Raw genomic sequence first — 18,547 nt, forward strand, 5'->3', positions numbered from 1 at the left:
TCACGGTACGCATCGTCCGATCCTCGAGGTTTCCACCGCAACCAGGTTTCCTCGATCGCCTAGGGATCCATCACCACGATGCGGAGCCCGTTGGCGAGCATCTCCGTGGCAGTGAGTCCGAACATAGCCCGGAAGGTGTCACTGAAATGGCTCGGCGATGCGAACCCTGCGTTACTCGCAGCGGTCGACAGGTCCGCGCCCTGGCCGACGGCCGCTGCCGCGCAACGCATCCTGGCCCACAAGCGATAGCGGCGAAAGCTCGTCCCCGCGTGGGCCGAGAACAGGTGCAGGAAGCGAGACGGGGACAGGTTGACCGCGGCGGCCATCTCCGCCGCGCTCCCCCGTTCACCGGGTCGGTCACGAAGGAGCTGCATCGCGACGCGGATCCGCTCGTCGGCCGGTTCCGCCTCACCGACATCCAGGAGACGTCGTCGCAGCATCTCCGGATCCGGCACGGGAGCATGGCTCCAGTCCGCGAGCAGCGCAGCCTCGTCGCGGTGCCGATAGGCGACCGCGTCCGCCCGGTCGGTCATCCGGTCCAGCAGGGACGCCGCCCCCGCCACACTCGGGTCGACGTAGAAGAACAGCATCCTCGCCCCCTCGCCCGAGAGGATCTGATGGGGCGTACGCGCCGGGATCAGCGCGCTCCGCACCGACCGTGGCGCCGCCTGACCTGATCGCAGCAGGAAGGGAGCGTCCAGGCCCAGCGCGAAGCAGGTGACCGACCCGGAATGACTGCCCAGCCGCAGCGACGGACCGCGGTACGCCGCATGTCCCGACCAGAGCCACACCGTCGGCCGCGCGTCGTCGCAGCACGAATCCGGAAGCGGCTCGGTCGCCATGCGCGTCATGATCCCACGGTGAACACCGTGGCCAGCCTGACCATCGCCGTCGTCGGCGTCTTCTTCCTCGCGATGGGGACGTACGCCCTGGTCGCCCCGGGCGCACTCGCCGCCCCGTTCCACCTCTCGGCTCAGACGCCCGAGTCCCGATCGGAGATCCGGGCGGTCTACGGCGGGTTCGGCATCGCCATGGCCGCGGTGCTCGGCGCCGCCGCCCTCGACATCGGCGACATCCGGGCCGGCGCCGTGACCGCTGTCGGCCTCGCTCTGATCGGGATGGCCGGCGGCCGATTCGTCTCGCGCCTGCTCGATACCCCCGTACGTTTCTATCCCATCTGGTTCTACTTCGGGATCGAACTGGTGGCGGGAACGGCCCTGCTTGTGTGCGCCTGACCTCGGCAGATTCGGCTATGCTCGCCAGCGTGGGATCTCGGCCAGCCATCGACGCGTCTGCACAACCGCCACGTCCTCGCTCCCCTGAGGTGAGCAGCACGGGCCGCCGAGTCGACTGGCACAACGACCCCTCGGCTCCCGAGGTGAACAGCATCCGACCCAGCGCCGCGGCCTTCGTGCTCGACGACCCGGGCAGGATCCTGCTGATCCGCCGCAACGACACCGGCAACTGGACGATGCCCGGCGGAGCGATGGAGCCCGGCGAGTCGCTGACGGCGGCCGCGGTCCGCGAGACCTTCGAGGAGACCGGCATCACCATCGAGGTGACCGGCCTGGTCGGGATCTGGACCGACCCGCGCCACCGCATCGAGAACACCACCAACGGCGAGGTACGCCAGGAGTGCAGCATCGTCTACGCCGGCCGCTACCTCGCCGGCGAGCCCACTCCCTCAGCCGAGAACACCCACGCGGAATGGGTGAATCCCACGATCGTTCCCAGCCTTCAGATGGACCGCAGCCAGCGCGTACGGATCGACTGGGCCCTCAACCGCAACTTCCCCCACCTCGACCCCAACCCCTGACAGGATCCGCCGCCTCAGGTTCGGTGAGCCGGCCGGGTCCTTGGTCACGATGAGAGCTGACGTCCAGCTCTGTAGCCAACGCCCTGGGCGGCCAACCATGGATGGGTGCGGCCGGCGTGAAATCGGCCTGCCTGCCCGACGGAGGCCTCATGAAGACGCGTGCCAACCATCTGTTCAGGAGGGTGGCTCTCGCCCTGGCAGGGGTGGCGGTAGGGCTGATCGTCTCCGTCATCGTGGTGCTGAACCTGCACATCCTCGCGGGCTTGGAGGAGGGCTATGCCGCCAACGCACGGGAGGTCTGGGACCACTCGGTCCTACTCGCCCTGGCCGACATCGCCCTCCTCGTGGCCGGAGCAGTGTTCGGCTTCAGGGCGTCATGGAGCCAGACGGGCCGTTCGCCGCGTCGAGTGCATGCAGCGGAAGGTCACGTCAGCGACCAAGGTCGCCGAGCCCCGAGGGACGAGTGACCGGCCACGCTGTAGATCGCTGCTCGACTCCTCAACATGACTGGTGGCCCGATCAGCAGGCAGAGGCCTCAGGAGGCCGGGTTCTCCCACCAGTCGAGGACACGCAGGGCACGAAGCGTGTTCCATCTCGAGGGGCGTCCGACAGTCTCCATCTGGAACCAGTCACGCGCCTTGTAGCGGTGCTCCAGCGTCCACCGGCCGTCGGAGCCACGCTTCGAGCGGACCAGGTCGATGCCGTCGACGAGACGCGGGTCCCGATCGGCCCCGGCATCGCGAAAGTAGTCGAGGCCACGCAGCACGTCGAAGTGCCACTGCGGGGGAAATGCGAATCGCACATAGTTGCGTTGGATTACCTCGCCCGTGCGATGCGAGCGGTACAGGTGGTGGACCAGTAGGAACTCCCGGCCACGAAGCTGAGCCTCCCGCAACGCAGCCTGCCTTCCCGTCTTCTCGGCTCGGTGCCGTTCGTACCGGACCAGTGCCTCCAAGGCGAGGATGGTGGTGTTCATCGAGGCGTGGTGTGCGCCCCGGCGGTATCGGCAGTTCCATCCCCCGTCGTCCATCTGTTCGCCGAGGAGGTGGTCCACGAAGCGCTCGAGCCGATCGTCGTCGAACTCGAACGCGGACAGGATCGAGAGGACCAGTCCGGTAATACACGTCTCGGACGCCCACCCGATCCCGCCCCGGCTCTGGGGTCCCACGGCACTGTCCAGCAGGACGGCGCACGCGTGGTGGGCCTGCGGATCGTCGGCCGGCAGGCCGAGCTCGCGCAGCAACAGCATCGTGTAGGTGGTCGACACCCACTTGGGCGAATAGAGGCCCTGTGCCCAGGTGCCCTCGGGATCCTGGTGAGCCAGAAGGCGGGCTCCCCAACCTTCCGTGGTCACAGCGGCCCGTGCCGTGTCCACATCGGCTGCAGGCGCGTCGACCAGGGAATCCAAGGTCTGCCAGCGGATCGCAGGGTCGCCGGCAAGAAGCCATTCGACGGCACGGCGCCGGTTGTCTCCCACGGTTGCAGGGTCCATCTGCTTCGCTTCCTCAGCGCGGGTTCACGGCGGTGCCTGGTCCCGGCTCGACGCACCGCCGACTCAGACCCCGGCAGGTTCGAGCGGCCAGTGCACCACCGTGGTGATCTCATCGGGTGGGGAGTCGGGACCGGTGAGGTACTCCTCCCACATCATCGCGGACGCGTCGACGTGGCGCTCCTTCGCCTCGGCGCCTTCCTTCAACGCCTCATAGGCCATGCCCAACTGGTTGTAGGGACCGATGTGCGTCGTACTGGCGACATCGACGTCAGGGAGCTGGAGCGACTCGACGCCGTCACCGGATGCGATGGGCCCGCCCACGACGAATCCCGAGGACACGTGGAAGGTGTCGTCGGACATCTCGTAGCAGGACACTGCCGCCCCTTCGATCGGGACACCGATGGCTGCCAGGTGAGCAGCAACTGTCCCGAAGGCCTGTCCCTGCTTCTCGGCCATCTCGTCCAGCCGGCCATCGAAGGCATGCACGGCCAGGAACCGACCGTTCTCGTGCTCGATCGTGACGTCGTACTTCATGCGACCTCCTCGGTTGCCTCCACGCTAGGAAGCCCGCCTTCGGCGCAGCAGGGCCAAGCGCCTCCCTCGGCCCGGTCGAAAGGCCTTGTCACGCCCACCGGTCCTCGGCAGACGACGCCGCGCGGGCAATCCTCTTCTCGGACACGCCGCACATCCGCAGGCAGGTGGCTGCGATCGCCTGTGCCTGACCACGGGTGACCTCCTCGCCACGAGAACGGATCCGGATCACCACCTCGACTGCCTGTACCAGTAGCCCACCCAACTGGTCCACTCCCACGGTCGCGGCGACCGGGCCGCTGACGACCCCGGCACCCAGCCGACCGTACGCAGCCACCAGCTCTTGAAGCGCCGGCTCGAACTCCGCGAAGACCTCGCTGCTCCTGACATCCGGCATCCGGCAGAGCCTGCCGATGTTGTGCGGGACCGTCGCGAGGGTGTCCGCGTCGATCAGCGCGAGCAGGTAGAGCGCTGCCTCCGGGACGTCGGCCGGGCACTCCAGCTCGATCCTCTCGACCTTCTCCAGGCTCGGCCGCACCGAGAGCTCGAGGAGCTCAGCGAGGATGCCGGGCTTGCCCGCGAAGTGGTAGTAGAGCGACGCCTGCCGGATCCCGACCTTCTCCGCGATGTCCCGGGTCGACGTCGCCGCGAACCCGCGGTTGACGAAGAGCTGCGCCGCAGCCTGAAGGATTTCATCGCGAGGCGCGGCCCCGTTCGCCGCACGAGGGATCACACGGGGCCGGCCGGGAGGTGCAGCGCCTGCAAGCGCGTACGTGCTCATCGGGTTCCTTCGCAGAGAGTCATGTCTGGCTGGAAGCCCCCAGCGCTCCGACGCCGTTCGCAGCCCGGCGCGCCGGGGGCGTGAACCACCATCACCTCGAAGCACGGGACGTTTGCACCTCCCGTTAGGGACATATGGGGACGTTTGTCCGGTACGTTGGCGGCATGCCGAATCACAGGCTCCGATCCGCGCTCGCCGCTCGCGACATGACCACCGCAGGATTGGCCGCCACCGTCGGAGTCGATCCGAAGAGCGTGGAGCGCTGGCTCACTCAGGACCGCGTCCCACACCGAGGCACCCGCGCCCGCGTTGCGACTGTGCTCGGCCACGAAGAGACGTACCTCTGGCCGAGCCTCCGGGACGGGCTGGGCGCGACGGCGGCGACCGCGTCGGAGCTGGTCAGCATGTGGCCCACGCGGGACAGCGTCCCGGGCGACGTGTGGCGGTCCCTTTCCTCACGAGTCAGCAAGAGACTCGAAGTGCTCGTCTACTCCGGCGGGTTCGTCGTCGAGGCATTCGGGCTACCTCGCGAGATCAGACGGATGGCCGCCGACGACGGCAGCGTCCGGATCTTGCTCGGGGATGCCGACTCGGAAGAGGTCCGGCGGCGAGGTGTGGCCGAGGGCCTCCCGACCCTTCCCGCGCGCGCAGCCTCGACCCTCGACTATCTCCGGGACGTACGCGACCTTCCTGGAGTAGAGATCCGGGTCCATGACGTGCCGCTGTACGTCTCGCTCTACCGTTTCGACGACCACATGCTCGTCAATCCGCACACCCACGGGATCGGTGCCAAGGACTCACCGGTGTTTCACTACGAACGGGTCGGGTCCGGCGGGCTCTTCGGCTACTACGAGAAGGCGTTCGACCGTGTCTGGGAGACGGCCACTCCCCCGGCCCCCATAGGGTGAATCGACATGGGCCGCAGAATCGACTGGTACGACGACCCCTCCGCTCCCGAGGTCAACAGCATCAAACCCAGCGCCGGCGCCTTCGTACGCGACGACCCTGGCCGGATCCTGTTGATCCGCCGCGACGACAACGGCAACTGGTCCATGCCGGGCGGGGCGATGGACCCGGGTGAGTCGCTGACGGCCTGCGCGGTTCGCGAGACCCTCGAGGAGACCGGCATCAGCATCGAGGTGACGGGCCTCGTCGGGATCTGGACCGATCCTCGCCATCGCATCGAGTACACCTCCGACGGCGAGGTCCGTCAGGAGTTCACCATCATCTACGCCGGCCGCTACCTCACGGGCGAACCCACCCCGTCGGCGGAGAGCACTCACGTCGAGTGGGTCTCCCCGGACAGAGTGCCGAGTCTTCAGATGGACCGCAGCCAGCGCATCAGGATTGACTGGGCGCTCAACCGCAGCTATCCACACCTGGATCCCAACCCCTGATCACCCGACGGTCAGAAGACGGTCCTCGACCCGGGATACCGTCCCGACGAGCTCGTCACGTGCTGCCTCCACGAAACGCCCGACGACGCCGTCCTCCCCGTAGCGCGCTTTGATCTCGGCCAGCCGATCCACGACCGTCACACGCTCTCCACCTGGCCCCGTGGTCATGTCGCAGAAGCACAACGCATCCTCGAGCTCAGGAGAGGGGCGCGGGAACTCGCTGAGCGTGTCGCCCATCCCGCGCAGCCCAGCCTCGAATCTGCTGCACGAATGGTGGGCCACGAGGCGTACGACCTCCTCGCTCCACCCCCTGCGCCTCAAGAAACGGGCGCCGTCAACGGGATGGAAGCCCGTTTCTCGCAGCTCGTCGGCATAGCCGATGTCATGAAGCCACGCCGCGGCAACCAGCGTCTCCGAGTCCAACCCCAGCTTGGCCGCTACGTCAACAGCCGAGGCCGCCACCATCTGCACGTGCAACCAGCGACGCCCCAGGGGCTCCACCAGCCGACGCGCCTCGCTGCGGGCACTGCTCAGCATGCTGGACACCCGCGGAAGCCTAGTTGAGATGATCAAGCCGCCCGGCCGGCTTTGAAGGGATAGGGCTCGATCGCGGCGATGCGGTGAAATTGCCGAGTCGACCATGGGGAGCATCACCGTTGATCCCAACGGTCCACCGCTCGTAATCGCCGCCCGCGACGGCAGCCCGGTCACCGCGCTCGAGCTCGCAGGCGCCGCCCTGAACCAAGCGCGACGGTCTCAACCCAGCCTTCTGCTCGTCGCCAGCGAGGTTGCTCACGAGCTCGAGTACCGCTCCCCTGCCGACGGCGCCGAGTTCCGCAGCCACCTACGTACTCTCAGCGCTCCTGCAACATAGCTGCGCGGATTGTTGGTCGATCTCACCGCAACCATTGCTCAGACCGGGAACGCTCATCCGCGCAACCACGCGGCCAGGTCGTCGATGGGCGATGTCGGCGCAGGGCACGCAGCGAAGAACGTGGACGTACGCCACGCCTCGATCTCGTCGGCCGAATCGCCGAGCCCCGCTTGCTGCAGATAGGCAAGCAGGTCTCCGTGTCCTGTCTGCGTAGCGAGGGCCAGAGAGGCGTCGAGACCATGAGGCATGAGGAAGACACCGTCGATGTAGCAGTACGCGTCGAAGTTGGCCTTCTTCGCCTGCCAGATCAACGGAACATCGTCGAGATGTCCATCGCAGAAGAGCATCCAGCAACAGGCCAGCAGGACATCCCCACAGCCGTCGCCTGCCTCGGCGCGTGAAGCCGTCTCGTACGCGGTGACCGCACGAAGCAGGTCGACATCACTCGCGTCCCGCTCAGTGAGCAACGTGGCGACGACCGCCGGCCTGACCACCGACTCGACCGACTCGGAGACTCCTGGCCCAAGCAACGACGACCAGGAATCCGCCTGGACGCCACGAACCTGCTGCAGCAGATCGACTCCCGTGGTCACATCAACCCACTTCCTAGCCCTCGGCGTCCGACGGTCCTCACCCGTCGCAGGCCGCGACTATAGATGGTGTGCGTGCCTCACCCGAGCTGGGTTTCGTGCCCGCCGGTCGGCAAGGGCGGGCCGTAACCGGTTGATCAGGCCGTACGCAGCAGCCTGAACTCGTGCCGCTGCAGCACCTGAAGCACCAGCTTGGCCGGATAGCCGAAGGCGTCCCGGCCGGCCTCGGACGGATAGGGCTCGATTGCGGACACCTGGTGCCACTGCCCGTCGACCATCAGCTCACAGCCACCGGCGGCGACGATGTTGCGATACCAGTTGACGTCCTCGCCGTACGTCAGCTCCGCGATGAACCCCTCCGGCACCCGCGCGACCACGATCGGCGTCTCGTACGTCTTCCCTGACTTCCGGCCCACGTGCCGCACGAGCGAGAACGGGCCGCGACCCGAGCGGGCCGCTCGGGTCGTCACCCGGTTGAGCGTGTTCTTCAGCAACCACAGCCACTTGCGACGCATCTCGGTCTCCTATGAGTCGTCGGTGTGCCGAATCGATCCTGGACGACACCCTACGGACCTTATCGACCGACTTGGTCGATCCGGGTCGAGCGAGCAGCGCCAACAACTACGCTCGTGGAATGGCAACGCTGCAAGACCTCGCGCGGATCATCGGCGAGCTGCCCGAGGTCACCGAGGGCGAGCGCCACGGACACCCGACGTGGTCCGTACGCGGCAAGAGCATCGCCTGGCTACGCCCGTTCAGCAAGGCCGACCTCAAGCGCTTCGGCGACCAGACCCCACCCGCCCAACCGATCCTCGCGGTCAACACCGCCGACCTGCACGAGAAGGAAGGCGTGCTCGCCGCCGGCATCGACGGGGTCTTCACCATCGAGCACTTCAACAACTACCCCGCCGTGCTCATCGAGCTCGACGTCATCGCCTCAGGCGACCTCCGCGACCTCCTCGTGGACGCCTGGCTGGCCGCCGCCCCACCCGATCTGGCCGAAGCGTTCGACGGCTGAGGCACTGTCGAACGACGATCGACTGATCTCGGGCTCGCAACCCACTGACGGCTCCCGGCATCGAAGCCTAGTTGTCGCCGATCACTTCTGACCTCATCGCCTTCAGCAGAGCCGATTGCGAGTCGTCGAGCTCTACCAACCTCTCGGTCAGTTCGGCGTCGAGCGAGTCGCGTCCGGTGACCACGTCTGCGAGTGGCGTCGGATCAGGGGTATCGACACCCGAGGCGACCTCGAGAAGTTCGCGCGTCGCACGAAGACGTCCCGCGGTCGTGTGCACGCGTCCGGCGGCCGCAAGGAATCTCTGATGAAGGTCCTTCACGCGATCGGACACGTATAGCTCCCATTGCTCCGGCCTGGGTTGCGGCCAGTTCTCGTAGTCGACTTCCTCGGCGCCTCCGTGCCGACCTTGCTCCGCCTGCAGTCGGGAAGCCAGAGACGCGGCTCGAACCCACTGCAGGGTGGCCTCGTACGTCCCGCGCCTGGCTTCGTGCGCCGCTTGGAACTTGAGCTCCTGCAACTTCCGGCGGTACGACCACCTGGCTCCTAGCCAAGCGGTGACCGACCCCGCGAGGAGCCCCAGCAACGACGTCAGCACGACTTCAGAGAGATTCATCGCCCAGCTCCTTTGGTCACGGCCGCGTGGGTCAGGATCGCCCGTAGCACTCTCAAGTGCTGAGGGCAGGATGTGTGCTCCGAGCAGCTCGTTCGCGCCGCCGAATCGTTGCGCCGCCGCCAGCCCCATGATCACGTCCATCGTGCCGAGGTCCGGAGAGCCGCGTGCCCGATCGCCCAAGTTGGTGATCCCGTTCAACGCGCAAGGGAACTTCGGGGCCTCATCCGGAGCGACGGGCGCCTCACCATGCCCCTTGACAAGGCCCCCTGCACATCAGTCGAGCGCTCGCAGGACCAACGCCACCGCGCGGTCGCCGCCGGCAGGATGGACGTACGCCGCGTGCGCAGCCGCCACGATCGCAGCCAGGTCGCGCCTATCGACGTCGTCACGGACAGCGCCGGCGTCGCGAGCGCGGGACAGCAGGACACCCAACGCGCGGTTGAGCTCCGCCACAGGCCTGGACACCGCGGCGTCGACATCGCCCGCGCCAGCGTGTAGCCGGGCGGCGAGCTCGTGGGCCGCGGCTCCCTCGGTAACCAGATGCCGGAGAAACGCCCGCAGGGCTCCACCCGCGTCCTCGGACGCGGCGTACGACTCCGCCGTGACCACCAGATCCTCGACTGCCGCGGCAAGCACGGTGTCGACCAGCTCAGCCTTCGTCGCGAAGTGCCGATGGACGGTGCCGGCGCCGACACCCGCGCGCCGGGCGATCTCGTCGAGGGACACCTCGAGCCCAGCAGTCGCGAACGCTTCACGGGCCGCGGCCACGACCTTGGCACGGTTGGCGACAGCGTCCGCCCGTCGCGGTCTGGTTGAAACGGGGCGCACGCCCCGCTTAGGATCACTCATCATCCGCATCATTCCACCGATCGCAGGGAACCCCGATGCCACTCACCACCACGGACCGGCTGGCCATTCATGAGCTGGTCTCTTTGCACGGGCACCTGGCCGACGACCGGCGGTCCAAGGACCTCGACCTACTGCTGACGCCCGACGCGTCGTATGACGTGTCCGCCTACGGACTGGGGGTCGTCCAGGGGCTGCCGGCGCTGATCGAGCTGTTCTCCTCCGCGCCCGGTGACCAACCGATCGGACACCATGTGACGAACGTGATCGTCACCGCGGATCCCGATCTCGACGACCGCGCCCAGGTGCGCTCGAAGGGACTCTCCATCATGGCGGACGGGCGAGCGGGAACCGTCGTGTACGAGGACAACGTCGTGCGGACGGCGGATGGGTGGCGGATCAGCGCTCGCGTGGTTGTGCCGTCGCGATCGACCTGACCAGTCGGTTCATCCCGCGGCCCTCCGCCCGAAAGGCTTCTCAGGGTCGTGTGAAGGCATATCCGTCGAGGGTCGCGCCGCCGAAATAGGTGCCTGGGAACTCCCCGAGCTCGGTCAGCGACTGGCCGTTGACCGGGTCCAGGATGAGCAGGCCTTCACCCTGGACGCCGGCGATGGTCACGTAGTGGCTGCCGCCGGACTTCCAGGTGATCCCGGCGATGACGGGCCGCCCGGCGTTGACCTCTTGGGCCAGCTGGTCCAGGGTCACGTCCGGGCCGCGCCAACCGGCGAGGTTGTTGGTCTTCTTCAGGGCGTCGGTGACGCCGCCGGACTTGAGGTAGCGCCGGTCGACGCCGAGGGCGGGGTCATCCATGACGTACCGGGCGGCGATGTCGTACGGATCGGCGAGCCGTGTCGCCAGGCCAGGGTTGGCCCGCAGCGCTGCGTCCGTGGGACAGGCGCTGGTGTCCGTCGGGTACCCGTTGATCTCCTGCCCGATCTGCGTCATGACCTGGCACTGTGTCCACGTGCTCGCCGGGTCGTAGAAGCGGTCGACGCTGACCGCGGTCGCGATCCAGCACCACAGTCCGCTCTGTTGGTACTGGGTGCGCATGCCCAGGTTGTGGCTGACGTCGGGTTCGTAGAACTGGACGTCGACCGGCTTTGCGTCAAGGACCGTGATGTCTGTGGCGAAGTGGAGCGGCTCGGGCCAGTCGACGTTGACCACGAAGGTGACGCCGTGGTTGTTGTCGTACGGCGGTCCGTGCGGCGCGATGTTGTCTGCAGAGATGTTCGCCGCGCCGATGAAGCGAACACCGTCTGGGGTGCACTCGGAGACCGTGACGATCACGGCCGAGTCCTGGTCGATCGCGTCCCAGTTGAAGTTGAGGCTCACGCGGCCCTGGAAAGGACCCCAGACCTTCCGAATCGTCTGCATCAGGGCGCCCCGTCCTAGACCTGGACCTCGATGGGAGCAGCGTCCAGGACGGTGATGTCCGTGACGATGTTCAACGGGCTGCCCCAGTTGACGTTGACCACGAAGGTGACGCCGTGGTTGTTGTCGTACGGCGGTCCGTGCGGCGCGATGTTGTCGACGGTGATGTTCGCGGCACCGATGAAGCGATGCTCGGAGGTCACCGGCGTGGTGACCTGGTACTCCGACGCCGTGACGAGCACGACGGAGTCATGGTTGATCGCGTCCCAGTTGAGATTCAGGGTCACCCGCCCTTGGAAAGGACCCCAGTACTTCCGCACGGTCTGCGGCATGTTTCCACTCCGATCAGCTCCGTATGCGCCCCACCCCGACCGAGACAGAGCCTTTGGATAGATGAGTCGGCCGAATCGGGGCGTGATACCTCCCGCGGTGAATTTGCAGGTGCCTTCCGCGGCCGGCGCAGAAGAGGACGGCAATGGACACGCGCCGAAGCCGAGGAGCGAGCGCTCTGCCCCTCGACTTCTGCACTGAACGACGCGATTGGACAGCCGCACCCGCCGCCGACCATGACCGCTCGCCTCTACCTGTGGACGCCTGGCTGGCCGCTGCCCCAGCCGATCTGGCCGAAGGCTTCGACGGCTGAAGCGCACGCTCGACGAGGTCTTGTGCGACTCTGTTGATCCCCCGGATGAGCGATGCTGGCGCGGCCAGGACGGTCCTAGGCTGCGGTTCATGAGCGTTGTCATGCTGACCGGCGCATCAGGGTTCCTCGGTATCCACATCCTCCAACGCCTCCTCGACCAGGGCCAAGAGGTCCGTGCATTCGTACGGACCCCCTCGAAGCTGCGCCAGAACCTTGCGCCGCTCGGCGTGGACCCGGACGATCCCCGCATCCAGGTGGTCCACGGAGACATGACCGACGCCGGAGCCGTGAAGGAAGCGGTCAGCGGCTGCGACCACACCATCCATGCAGCCGCCACGTTCTCCTACCGGCGCGCAGACGCCGACCGGATGATCCGCGAGAACCACTTCGGCACGACCACGGTCCTGGACGCGGCGATCGACGCCGGTTGCAGCAGCATCGTCCACGTGTCCTCGATCGCTGCGCTACTGCGACCCGGCGCGACTCTGGACCAGCAGAGCCCTTTGGGTGTCATCCTCGGCCCATACACCCAGAGCAAGGTGGAGTCCGAGCGAGCGGCCCGGGAGCGACAGCAGGATGGCGCTCCCGTCGCCATCGTCTACCCGGGCGGCATCCTGGGCCCCTACGACCCTTACCTCGGCGAGAGCGACCAGGTCGTCCGTGACATCCTCTGCGGCCGACTTCCCACCTGGCCGCGAGGCGAAATGCAGTGGGTCGACGTGCGAGACACCGCCGAGGTGGTGGTCGCCGCACTCACCCGGCCCGGACGGCGCTACCTCGTTCCCGGTGAGAACGTCACGACCCCGCACGAGACACTCCGCACTGTGACGGGACGCCGACTCCCCGCCGTACGCCTGCCGCTCTGGGCCGCGGTTCCGGTGCTGCAGCTCGGCTACAGCACCGACTGGTCGTTCCTCCCGCACGCGTTGGAGGGTTCCCGGCTCATCGCGCTCCACACCCGTGTCGACTACTCGGCGACGTCCGACGAACTCGGGGTCAGCGGACGATCTCTGGCTGAATCCATGCGGGACACCGTTCGTTGGCTCGTCGAGGCCGGCCACATCAGTCCCCGTGCTGCCGGCCGCGCCCTCCAGGCATAGACATCAGCTGTTCGCGACGTCACGCAAAGAGCCTGTGCCAGACTGGCCGGCATGGAGGTCTACCGCACCCCGGATGCCGCCTTCGAGAACCTGCCCGACTTCCCGTGGGAGCCGGCGTATGCCGAGGTCGCTGACCCCGACGGCGGCACCCTGCGCATGGCCTATGTCGAGGTGGGACCGGCCGACGGACCGGTCGCGCTGCTGCTGCACGGTGAGCCCTCCTGGTCGTTCCTGTATCGACACGTGGCCAGGGTGCTCGCCGAGGACGGCATTCGGTGCGTGCTGCCGGACCTGGTCGGCTTCGGGCGCTCCGACAAGCCGGTGCACCAGGCCGACTACTCCTACGCCCGGCTGGTCGAGTGGACCCGTGAGCTGGTCTTCGACCACCTCGACCTGCGCGAGGTCACCTTGGTCGGCCAGGACTGGGGTGGCCTGATCGGGCTCCGCCTGGTCGCCGAGCACCCGGGCCGATTCGCTCGCGTGGTCGCGGCGAACACCGGGCTTCCGACCGGCGACTTCGACATGCCCGAGGTGTGGTGGCAGTTCCGCCGCGCGGTCGAGAAGGCCGAGGTGCTCGACGTCGCCCGCCTGGTCGCCTCCGGCTGCGCGCGCCCGATGTCCGATGAGGTCCGCGCCGCGTACGACGCGCCCTTCCCCGAGGAGCGCGCCAAGGCCGGGGCCCGAGCCATGCCCGGCCTGGTGCCGACCCGACCCGACGATCCGGCCAGCGAGGCCAACCGCGCCGCATGGGAAGTCCTGTCGGCCAGCGAGCTGCCGTTCCTGGTCGCGTTCAGCGACAGCGACCCGATCACCGGCGCGATGGCACCGGTTCTGCGAAAGCTCATCCCCGGCACCCGAGGCCTCAGCCACCCGACCATCCAGAATGCCGGCCACTTCCTGCAGGAGGACGCTGGAGAAGAGTTGGGCCGGGTCATCGCAGACTTCATCCGAGCGTGACCCCTTCTTCCCCATAGGTACGTGCCGAGCGACGTCTACCGAGATGGGCCGGTGCGCGCTGGCCCGAAGTGGGGCCGGGGACCGACGAGCGGGCTATTGCATCCTCGCGCCGAAAGGCGTAGGCAGGGAATCAACCGGCGGTGCCGGACCGGGCACTGCCCCGTCCCGAGAGGAGTGGGCCGTGTACGCACGCTCCACCACATTCCAAGGCAGGCCCGCCAACGTCGACGCGGGCATCGCATTCGTCAACACCGAGGTCGGGCCCATGCTCGACCAGATCGAGGGCTGTCGCGGTCTCTCGATGCTGGTCGACCGCGAGACCGGGCAGTGCATCGCAACGACTTCTTGGGAGAACGAGGAGGCCATGCGCGCCAGCGATGACCAGCTTCGCCCGATCCGCGACCGCGGGCGCGACATCCTGGGCGGCTCCATGCAGGTCGACGAGTGGGAGATCGAGGTCATGCACCGCACCCACCACGGCGAGTGCTGCCGAGCCAGCTGGCTGCAGGGTGACCTCGACACCATGACCGAGACCTTCCGCGTCGCGATCCTCCCCCAGCTCGAGCAGACTCCCGGATTCTGCAGCGCCAGCCTGCTCGTGAACCGGTCGACCGGCCTCGGCTGCGCGACCACGACCTGGGAGACCCGCGAGGCGATGGAGGCCAGCCGCGCGGCGGCTGACGAGATGCGCAGCCGGACCGCCAGCGACGCCGGCGGCGAGATCGTCGACGTGCACGAGTTCGACCTCGCGTACGCACACCTGCACGTCCCCGAGATGGCTTGAGGACGACGACACCGACCGAGCCCGTCCACGGGCGGGCTCGGCGTACCGTTGCGGAATGAAGGGACCGCGCGCCTGGAGTCTTGCCAGCGCCATCGCCGGCGCCCTGACAACGTCGGTCTACCTCATCGTCATCACGCTCGAGGCCTCATCGTGGCGGCGATTCTGGCTAGTGTGGCAGCCACGAAGTACGTGATCGACGACGAGACCGCGATCGCGGTCGTGGACGGATCTGTCGACGTAGTGTCGGAAGGAACGTGGAAGCGGCTTCCTGACTGACCGATGCGATCAGTCGCGTGCGGCGGCCACGCCCGGAAGACCGATCCTCGCCACCTCTTCGATCTCGACCGGCTGGTCGCCTCGGACCCGGTGGATCTTCACCACGACCTCGGTGGCTGAGGTCTCGAACTCGAGGAAGTGCTTGAAGAACGGCGGCTCGTCCAGGGAGTAGATCTCGGAGACGAACCGCTGGATCGGCCCGAAGGGCGGGTTAAGGCCGGGGAAGGCGATCTGCGCCCGACGTCTGGTCCGCCAGTCGACGCCCTCGATCACTGCTGATAGGCCACCCGTCTCCTCCTGCTCGGCCTCGATGATGGCGGTCGCATCCGCCTCGCTGATGAAGTCGTAGTGCGCCGGGACGCCCGGGCGGTAGCGGGGACTCAGCCACGCCTTGGGGTCGGCGATCAGCGAGTAGGCGCCCAGGAACACCAGGTGGGCGAGGAGGACCGCGGCGCCGACCGCGACGGCGGTGAAGAGGGCCGCGCCGACCGCGACGGCAGGCCACCACGTCCTGAGCTCGTTCGCGAGCCGGCCGGGTGCCTCGAAGCCCGGCACGTCGAGCAGGCCCGGCACCGCCGCCCCCAGCAGGAGTCCCCCGAAGGCCAGGACGGCGACGACCACCAGCGGCGTGTACAGGCGCTCGTGCTCCCGTCGCATCCAGTCGACGACCAGCATGCCGATCGCGGTCACCGTGATGAGTGCCGGCAGGGCGAAGGCGGCCCGCATCCACCCCGAGTCGACGGCGTCGGCGGCCCACGCCCAGAGCGCCAGCATCACGGGCGCCGCGAGGAACACGAAGGGCTGAACCATCCGACGCCGCCAGCTCATCCACGCCCGCGCGCGGCGTACGGGCTCATCGCTCAGGTGGCGGGTGAGAAGGTCCGGGGCCAGAGGTGCCGCGAGCAGCAGCACCGCGATCGCCGCCAACGGCACGAGCCCGAGCAGGCCGCTGAAGAACAGCAGGGTCAGGCCCTCGCCGCTCATCACCCGCAACATCTCGCCCGACACGACGGCCGCCTGCGCGAGCACGGCCCACACGACAGAGCGCTTGAGCCAGCGCGCAGCGGCGTCGCCGCTCACGTCGGCGACGATCCGTTTCCGCCACCCGACGATTCCCACGACGACGTAGCTGCCGACCGCGACGAAGAGCAACCAGGACACCGTACGTCCCTCGCCCGAGCCTCCCTCGTCCACGGCCCAGGGCACCAGTGCCAGGCCCGCGAGAGCCGCCAGCACGCCCGCGAACGCGACGTGATGCCACCAAGGGACCCGCTCGACGGGGCTCCACCATCTCGACCAGCGGATGCACCAGGCGTTGAGGCAGATCCACAGGGTGCTCGACCCGTACAGCACCAGCAGCGATCCGGCCGCATCAGGCAGATACTGATGAAGGAACAGCGAGGCCAGCACCCCCGCGACCAGCGCCTCGAGACGCAGCAGCAGGCGGCGTCCGAAGAGGCTGTGTCCGGGACGCTGCGGCGTCTGGTGCAGCAGCACCAGCACCATCATCGCGGCGATGGCCGCACCGCCGGCGCCGGCGAGCCACCGGCCCAGGGCCACGCCCCCTCCGAACATCACGACGGTCAGCAGCAGCCGCCAGATGCTGGGTACCAGCTGCTGGGCGAAGTACGCCAGGGACTCGGCCGACCGCGGGAAGAGCTTGGTCGGACAGAAACGCAGGTCGGTTCGCGCGTCCGAGGTGGCCGTCCGGATGGGATGCGTGGCGTGGGTGTACGCACCGCCACCACCACTGACGATGTGCCACAGGCCGTCGCGCGAGCTGTCCGACCTCCGCGGGTCGTACAGCTGGAAGTTGTGCGTGTCACCTCCCACCGTCGCGACGTAGCGGTGCTTCGGGTCCGCCACGACGTCGTGGACGGTCGTGCCCGGTCGCCCCGACACCTGACACTTGTGGAGCTCACCGTTGACCAGCAGCGGCTTGCCGGTCATCAGGATCTTCGGCCTCTCGTCACCGAGCGACGTCAGCCAGTCGAACTGCGTGCCGTCGATCGTCCCGTCGATGCCGGTGTCGATGCACACCAGGTCCACGTGCTCGGTCTTGATGACGAAGTACGGCGCCGGCTGCAGCTGGGCTTCCGGGGCCGGCCCACCACCTGGGTCTGGTTCCCCCCACCGCGCCGGCGCGGCATTGCCGGCCGGTTCGCTGGGCGTGCGCCACATGGCGCGGCCGAAGCGGTCCCGGATCAGCTGCCGTCGCCCCAGCACGTCGGCGAACGACGGCGCCAGGAGGTCGCTGGGCCAGGTCGGGGGTTCGTCCGCCGCGTACAGGAACTGGTGGGCGAAGCCGTAGAGGCCGTCGTACCAGTCGTGATTGCCCGGCATCGCGTAGATCGGGACATCCTCAGGAAGCGCGAACTCGTCCCGGACGTCGACGGGTGCTTTGAGGCCCTGCACCCGGTTCGACCGGTACGGCTTGTAGAAACCGTCCACGTAGTCGTTGACGTTGCCGGACGGGTAGATCACATCGCTCAGGACGAGCACGAAACCCGCTTGTTCCCGGTCCGGGCGCTCACGCGCGGCTCGCGCCAGGGCCGGCGCGACCACGTACTGGGACGGGTCCTGCTCGCCGGTGTCGCCGATGACCAGGAACCTCGAGGCCCCAGAGGCGGGGATGATCGTCAGCGGCTGGTCCTTCTTCGTCCAGTGCGCACGCAGGTTCTCGACGAGCCCCTGCGTGCCCTTGCCCAAGATGTCGTTGACCGAGTCGATGAGGGTGCGCGCGGCGATCCAGGAGAGGCTGTTCCACTTCGTCGGGTCGCTGTGCAAATAGTCCCTCGTACGACCCCAGTCCATGCTCCCGGGCTCGGAGTCATCCCCTTGAGCCATGGACATCCCTTCTGCAGGACCGGAAATGGTCGGATGGGACCCGCGCAACCGCATGCAACAGGTCTAGACAGATCGCCACGCGGCACGTCGGTAGCGCGTGGGACTCCCCCAGATTGGCGTATGACAACACGTCGGCGCCGACTGATGATGAAACTTGCAAGCCCAAGCGACATCTCGGCCTTCCTGGCCAAACGTCTGGTTGAGCGGAACGCCAACCCCAGTTCGGTGCCACGGCAGGTCAGGTCAGGGGCATCGAAGACGGAAGGAACAGAGGTCATGAAGCTTTGGATCGGAAGCTGTGCCATCGCGGCGGGGCTGGTGCTGGCGGGAGCCGGTGCCGCGAGCGCCGGCGAGGTGAACGGCACCGGCAGCGACATCCCCGCGCCGGAGCACGCCGCGTCGGAGTGCGTGTTCTCAGGTCAGGACACCGCGGACGCCATCGAGGGCAACCCGCCACAGTTCAACGACGACGCGCTGGCCGTACGCGGCAACCAGAGCCCGGCCGGCGTCGACCGCTACAACGGGGTGCAGAGCTACGGCATCTTCGTGCGCGCCGGACTCAAGGAGTTCGTGCCGTCGCCCGGCGAGGCATGCAGGGGCAACTGACATCT

24 protein-coding genes are annotated in these 18,547 nt (G+C 67.8%); 11 read left to right on the top strand and 13 right to left on the bottom strand.

Features of this window, described 5'->3' with window-relative positions:
- Nucleotides 1-59: 59 nt before the first annotated feature.
- Nucleotides 60-851 carry a helix-turn-helix domain-containing protein gene (locus ACIA03_RS09850; protein ID WP_396981684.1) on the bottom strand — a complete coding sequence of 264 codons (792 nt, stop codon included), beginning with the start codon at nucleotides 849-851 and terminating at the stop codon, nucleotides 60-62.
- Between the two features lie 9 nt (nucleotides 852-860).
- On the opposite strand from ACIA03_RS09850, the gene ACIA03_RS09855 reads away from it, so the two are divergent.
- The 3 genes from ACIA03_RS09855 to ACIA03_RS09865 all read left to right on the top strand — a co-directional run bounded on the left by ACIA03_RS09855 (nucleotide 861) and on the right by ACIA03_RS09865 (nucleotide 2,283).
- Nucleotides 861-1,235: a DUF4345 domain-containing protein gene (locus ACIA03_RS09855; RefSeq protein ID WP_396981686.1), complete on the top strand. Its 375-nt coding sequence runs from the start codon at nucleotides 861-863 to the stop codon at nucleotides 1,233-1,235.
- Between the two features lie 143 nt (nucleotides 1,236-1,378).
- Nucleotides 1,379-1,816 carry an NUDIX hydrolase gene (locus ACIA03_RS09860; RefSeq protein WP_396981688.1) on the top strand — a complete coding sequence of 146 codons (438 nt, stop codon included), beginning with the start codon at nucleotides 1,379-1,381 and terminating at the stop codon, nucleotides 1,814-1,816.
- A 149-nt stretch (nucleotides 1,817-1,965) separates the two neighbouring features.
- Nucleotides 1,966-2,283 carry a hypothetical protein gene (locus ACIA03_RS09865; protein ID WP_396981690.1) on the top strand — a complete coding sequence of 106 codons (318 nt, stop codon included), beginning with the start codon at nucleotides 1,966-1,968 and terminating at the stop codon, nucleotides 2,281-2,283.
- A 68-nt stretch (nucleotides 2,284-2,351) separates the two neighbouring features.
- Here the strand turns inward: ACIA03_RS09865 and ACIA03_RS09870 are convergent, their stop codons facing one another.
- From ACIA03_RS09870 to ACIA03_RS09880, 3 genes are all read right to left on the bottom strand, one after another.
- On the bottom strand, nucleotides 2,352-3,308 hold the full coding sequence (locus ACIA03_RS09870; protein ID WP_396981692.1) for a hypothetical protein: 957 nt from the start codon (nucleotides 3,306-3,308) through the stop codon (nucleotides 2,352-2,354).
- Between the two features lie 63 nt (nucleotides 3,309-3,371).
- Nucleotides 3,372-3,842: a hypothetical protein gene (locus tag ACIA03_RS09875; protein ID WP_396981694.1), complete on the bottom strand. Its 471-nt coding sequence runs from the start codon at nucleotides 3,840-3,842 to the stop codon at nucleotides 3,372-3,374.
- 88 nt (nucleotides 3,843-3,930) lie between these two features.
- The gene (locus ACIA03_RS09880; protein ID WP_396981696.1) at nucleotides 3,931-4,620 is read right to left on the bottom strand and encodes a TetR/AcrR family transcriptional regulator; all 690 of its coding nucleotides are present in this window, start codon (nucleotides 4,618-4,620) and stop codon (nucleotides 3,931-3,933) included.
- Nucleotides 4,621-4,784: 164 nt separating this feature from the next.
- On the opposite strand from ACIA03_RS09880, the gene ACIA03_RS09885 reads away from it, so the two are divergent.
- Both ACIA03_RS09885 and ACIA03_RS09890 read left to right on the top strand, forming a co-directional pair.
- A complete protein-coding gene (locus ACIA03_RS09885) occupies nucleotides 4,785-5,528 on the top strand; it encodes a multiprotein-bridging factor 1 family protein (protein WP_396981698.1) in 744 nt (247 codons plus the stop codon).
- 6 nt (nucleotides 5,529-5,534) lie between these two features.
- Nucleotides 5,535-6,017 (top strand): NUDIX hydrolase, encoded by a 483-nt coding sequence (locus ACIA03_RS09890; RefSeq protein ID WP_396981700.1) that lies wholly within the window; start codon nucleotides 5,535-5,537, stop codon nucleotides 6,015-6,017.
- Here ACIA03_RS09890 and ACIA03_RS09895 read toward each other — a convergent pair whose 3' ends face one another.
- The 4 genes from ACIA03_RS09895 to ACIA03_RS09910 form a co-directional block, all read right to left on the bottom strand.
- Nucleotides 6,018-6,554 (bottom strand): HDIG domain-containing metalloprotein, encoded by a 537-nt coding sequence (locus tag ACIA03_RS09895; protein WP_396981812.1) that lies wholly within the window; start codon nucleotides 6,552-6,554, stop codon nucleotides 6,018-6,020. It abuts the gene before it with no gap.
- Between the two features lie 19 nt (nucleotides 6,555-6,573).
- Nucleotides 6,574-6,861: a hypothetical protein gene (locus ACIA03_RS09900; protein ID WP_396981702.1), complete on the bottom strand. Its 288-nt coding sequence runs from the start codon at nucleotides 6,859-6,861 to the stop codon at nucleotides 6,574-6,576.
- Between the two features lie 83 nt (nucleotides 6,862-6,944).
- The gene (locus ACIA03_RS09905; protein WP_396981704.1) at nucleotides 6,945-7,484 is read right to left on the bottom strand and encodes a hypothetical protein; all 540 of its coding nucleotides are present in this window, start codon (nucleotides 7,482-7,484) and stop codon (nucleotides 6,945-6,947) included.
- 134 nt (nucleotides 7,485-7,618) lie between these two features.
- Complete coding sequence (locus ACIA03_RS09910) at nucleotides 7,619-7,996, bottom strand: nitroreductase family deazaflavin-dependent oxidoreductase (protein WP_396981706.1); 378 nt, start codon at nucleotides 7,994-7,996, stop codon at nucleotides 7,619-7,621.
- 119 nt (nucleotides 7,997-8,115) lie between these two features.
- Here ACIA03_RS09910 and ACIA03_RS09915 point away from each other — a divergent pair, with 119 nt between their 5' ends.
- The gene (locus ACIA03_RS09915; protein ID WP_396981708.1) at nucleotides 8,116-8,499 is read left to right on the top strand and encodes an MmcQ/YjbR family DNA-binding protein; all 384 of its coding nucleotides are present in this window, start codon (nucleotides 8,116-8,118) and stop codon (nucleotides 8,497-8,499) included.
- A 67-nt stretch (nucleotides 8,500-8,566) separates the two neighbouring features.
- Here ACIA03_RS09915 and ACIA03_RS09920 read toward each other — a convergent pair whose 3' ends face one another.
- Nucleotides 8,567-9,310: a hypothetical protein gene (locus ACIA03_RS09920; RefSeq protein ID WP_396981710.1), complete on the bottom strand. Its 744-nt coding sequence runs from the start codon at nucleotides 9,308-9,310 to the stop codon at nucleotides 8,567-8,569.
- Between the two features lie 75 nt (nucleotides 9,311-9,385).
- Nucleotides 9,386-9,961, bottom strand: coding sequence for a TetR/AcrR family transcriptional regulator (locus tag ACIA03_RS09925; RefSeq protein WP_396981712.1), 576 nt, complete (start codon nucleotides 9,959-9,961; stop codon nucleotides 9,386-9,388).
- Between the two features lie 35 nt (nucleotides 9,962-9,996).
- On the opposite strand from ACIA03_RS09925, the gene ACIA03_RS09930 reads away from it, so the two are divergent.
- On the top strand, nucleotides 9,997-10,395 hold the full coding sequence (locus ACIA03_RS09930) for a nuclear transport factor 2 family protein (RefSeq protein ID WP_396981714.1): 399 nt from the start codon (nucleotides 9,997-9,999) through the stop codon (nucleotides 10,393-10,395).
- Between the two features lie 40 nt (nucleotides 10,396-10,435).
- Here the strand turns inward: ACIA03_RS09930 and ACIA03_RS09935 are convergent, their stop codons facing one another.
- Both ACIA03_RS09935 and ACIA03_RS09940 read right to left on the bottom strand, forming a co-directional pair.
- Nucleotides 10,436-11,332, bottom strand: a complete 897-nt coding sequence (locus tag ACIA03_RS09935) for a hypothetical protein (protein ID WP_396981716.1) — start codon at nucleotides 11,330-11,332, stop codon at nucleotides 10,436-10,438.
- A 14-nt stretch (nucleotides 11,333-11,346) separates the two neighbouring features.
- Nucleotides 11,347-11,661 carry a hypothetical protein gene (locus ACIA03_RS09940; protein ID WP_396981718.1) on the bottom strand — a complete coding sequence of 105 codons (315 nt, stop codon included), beginning with the start codon at nucleotides 11,659-11,661 and terminating at the stop codon, nucleotides 11,347-11,349.
- A gap of 400 nt (nucleotides 11,662-12,061) precedes the next feature.
- On the opposite strand from ACIA03_RS09940, the gene ACIA03_RS09945 reads away from it, so the two are divergent.
- The 3 genes from ACIA03_RS09945 to ACIA03_RS09955 all read left to right on the top strand — a co-directional run bounded on the left by ACIA03_RS09945 (nucleotide 12,062) and on the right by ACIA03_RS09955 (nucleotide 14,813).
- Nucleotides 12,062-13,072 (top strand): SDR family NAD(P)-dependent oxidoreductase, encoded by a 1,011-nt coding sequence (locus ACIA03_RS09945; RefSeq protein WP_396981720.1) that lies wholly within the window; start codon nucleotides 12,062-12,064, stop codon nucleotides 13,070-13,072.
- 51 nt (nucleotides 13,073-13,123) lie between these two features.
- Entirely contained in the window at nucleotides 13,124-14,029 is a 906-nt protein-coding gene (locus ACIA03_RS09950) for a haloalkane dehalogenase (protein ID WP_396981722.1), read from the top strand.
- 181 nt (nucleotides 14,030-14,210) lie between these two features.
- Entirely contained in the window at nucleotides 14,211-14,813 is a 603-nt protein-coding gene (locus ACIA03_RS09955; RefSeq protein WP_396981724.1) for an antibiotic biosynthesis monooxygenase family protein, read from the top strand.
- Between the two features lie 285 nt (nucleotides 14,814-15,098).
- Here the strand turns inward: ACIA03_RS09955 and ACIA03_RS09960 are convergent, their stop codons facing one another.
- Nucleotides 15,099-17,936 carry a metallophosphoesterase gene (locus ACIA03_RS09960; RefSeq protein ID WP_396981726.1) on the bottom strand — a complete coding sequence of 946 codons (2,838 nt, stop codon included), beginning with the start codon at nucleotides 17,934-17,936 and terminating at the stop codon, nucleotides 15,099-15,101.
- Nucleotides 17,937-18,212: 276 nt separating this feature from the next.
- On the opposite strand from ACIA03_RS09960, the gene ACIA03_RS09965 reads away from it, so the two are divergent.
- Entirely contained in the window at nucleotides 18,213-18,542 is a 330-nt protein-coding gene (locus ACIA03_RS09965) for a hypothetical protein (RefSeq protein ID WP_396981728.1), read from the top strand.
- The last annotated feature ends 5 nt before the right edge of the window (nucleotides 18,543-18,547 follow it).

Source organism: Nocardioides sp. NPDC051685 (genome assembly GCF_044453405.1).
In the GTDB taxonomy this organism is placed as follows: domain Bacteria; phylum Actinomycetota; class Actinomycetes; order Propionibacteriales; family Nocardioidaceae; genus Nocardioides.

Excerpts from the sequence above, each read along its gene's own strand:
- ACIA03_RS09880 (WP_396981696.1), bottom strand. The coding sequence starts at position 4,620 with ATGAGCACGTACGCGCTTGCAGGCGCTGCACCTCCCGGCCGGCCCCGT.
- ACIA03_RS09960 (WP_396981726.1), bottom strand. The coding sequence starts at position 17,936 with ATGGCTCAAGGGGATGACTCCGAGCCCGGGAGCATGGACTGGGGTCGT.
- ACIA03_RS09870 (WP_396981692.1), bottom strand. The coding sequence starts at position 3,308 with ATGGACCCTGCAACCGTGGGAGACAACCGGCGCCGTGCCGTCGAATGG.
- ACIA03_RS09945 (WP_396981720.1), top strand. The coding sequence starts at position 12,062 with ATGAGCGTTGTCATGCTGACCGGCGCATCAGGGTTCCTCGGTATCCAC.
- ACIA03_RS09915 (WP_396981708.1), top strand. The coding sequence starts at position 8,116 with ATGGCAACGCTGCAAGACCTCGCGCGGATCATCGGCGAGCTGCCCGAG.
- ACIA03_RS09875 (WP_396981694.1), bottom strand. The coding sequence starts at position 3,842 with ATGAAGTACGACGTCACGATCGAGCACGAGAACGGTCGGTTCCTGGCC.
- ACIA03_RS09890 (WP_396981700.1), top strand. The coding sequence starts at position 5,535 with ATGGGCCGCAGAATCGACTGGTACGACGACCCCTCCGCTCCCGAGGTC.
- ACIA03_RS09930 (WP_396981714.1), top strand. The coding sequence starts at position 9,997 with ATGCCACTCACCACCACGGACCGGCTGGCCATTCATGAGCTGGTCTCT.
- ACIA03_RS09940 (WP_396981718.1), bottom strand. The coding sequence starts at position 11,661 with ATGCCGCAGACCGTGCGGAAGTACTGGGGTCCTTTCCAAGGGCGGGTG.
- ACIA03_RS09865 (WP_396981690.1), top strand. The coding sequence starts at position 1,966 with ATGAAGACGCGTGCCAACCATCTGTTCAGGAGGGTGGCTCTCGCCCTG.
- ACIA03_RS09850 (WP_396981684.1), bottom strand. The coding sequence starts at position 851 with ATGACGCGCATGGCGACCGAGCCGCTTCCGGATTCGTGCTGCGACGAC.
- ACIA03_RS09950 (WP_396981722.1), top strand. The coding sequence starts at position 13,124 with ATGGAGGTCTACCGCACCCCGGATGCCGCCTTCGAGAACCTGCCCGAC.
- ACIA03_RS09935 (WP_396981716.1), bottom strand. The coding sequence starts at position 11,332 with ATGCAGACGATTCGGAAGGTCTGGGGTCCTTTCCAGGGCCGCGTGAGC.
- ACIA03_RS09910 (WP_396981706.1), bottom strand. The coding sequence starts at position 7,996 with ATGCGTCGCAAGTGGCTGTGGTTGCTGAAGAACACGCTCAACCGGGTG.
- ACIA03_RS09885 (WP_396981698.1), top strand. The coding sequence starts at position 4,785 with ATGCCGAATCACAGGCTCCGATCCGCGCTCGCCGCTCGCGACATGACC.
- ACIA03_RS09925 (WP_396981712.1), bottom strand. The coding sequence starts at position 9,961 with ATGAGTGATCCTAAGCGGGGCGTGCGCCCCGTTTCAACCAGACCGCGA.
- ACIA03_RS09895 (WP_396981812.1), bottom strand. The coding sequence starts at position 6,554 with ATGCTGAGCAGTGCCCGCAGCGAGGCGCGTCGGCTGGTGGAGCCCCTG.
- ACIA03_RS09965 (WP_396981728.1), top strand. The coding sequence starts at position 18,213 with ATGAAGCTTTGGATCGGAAGCTGTGCCATCGCGGCGGGGCTGGTGCTG.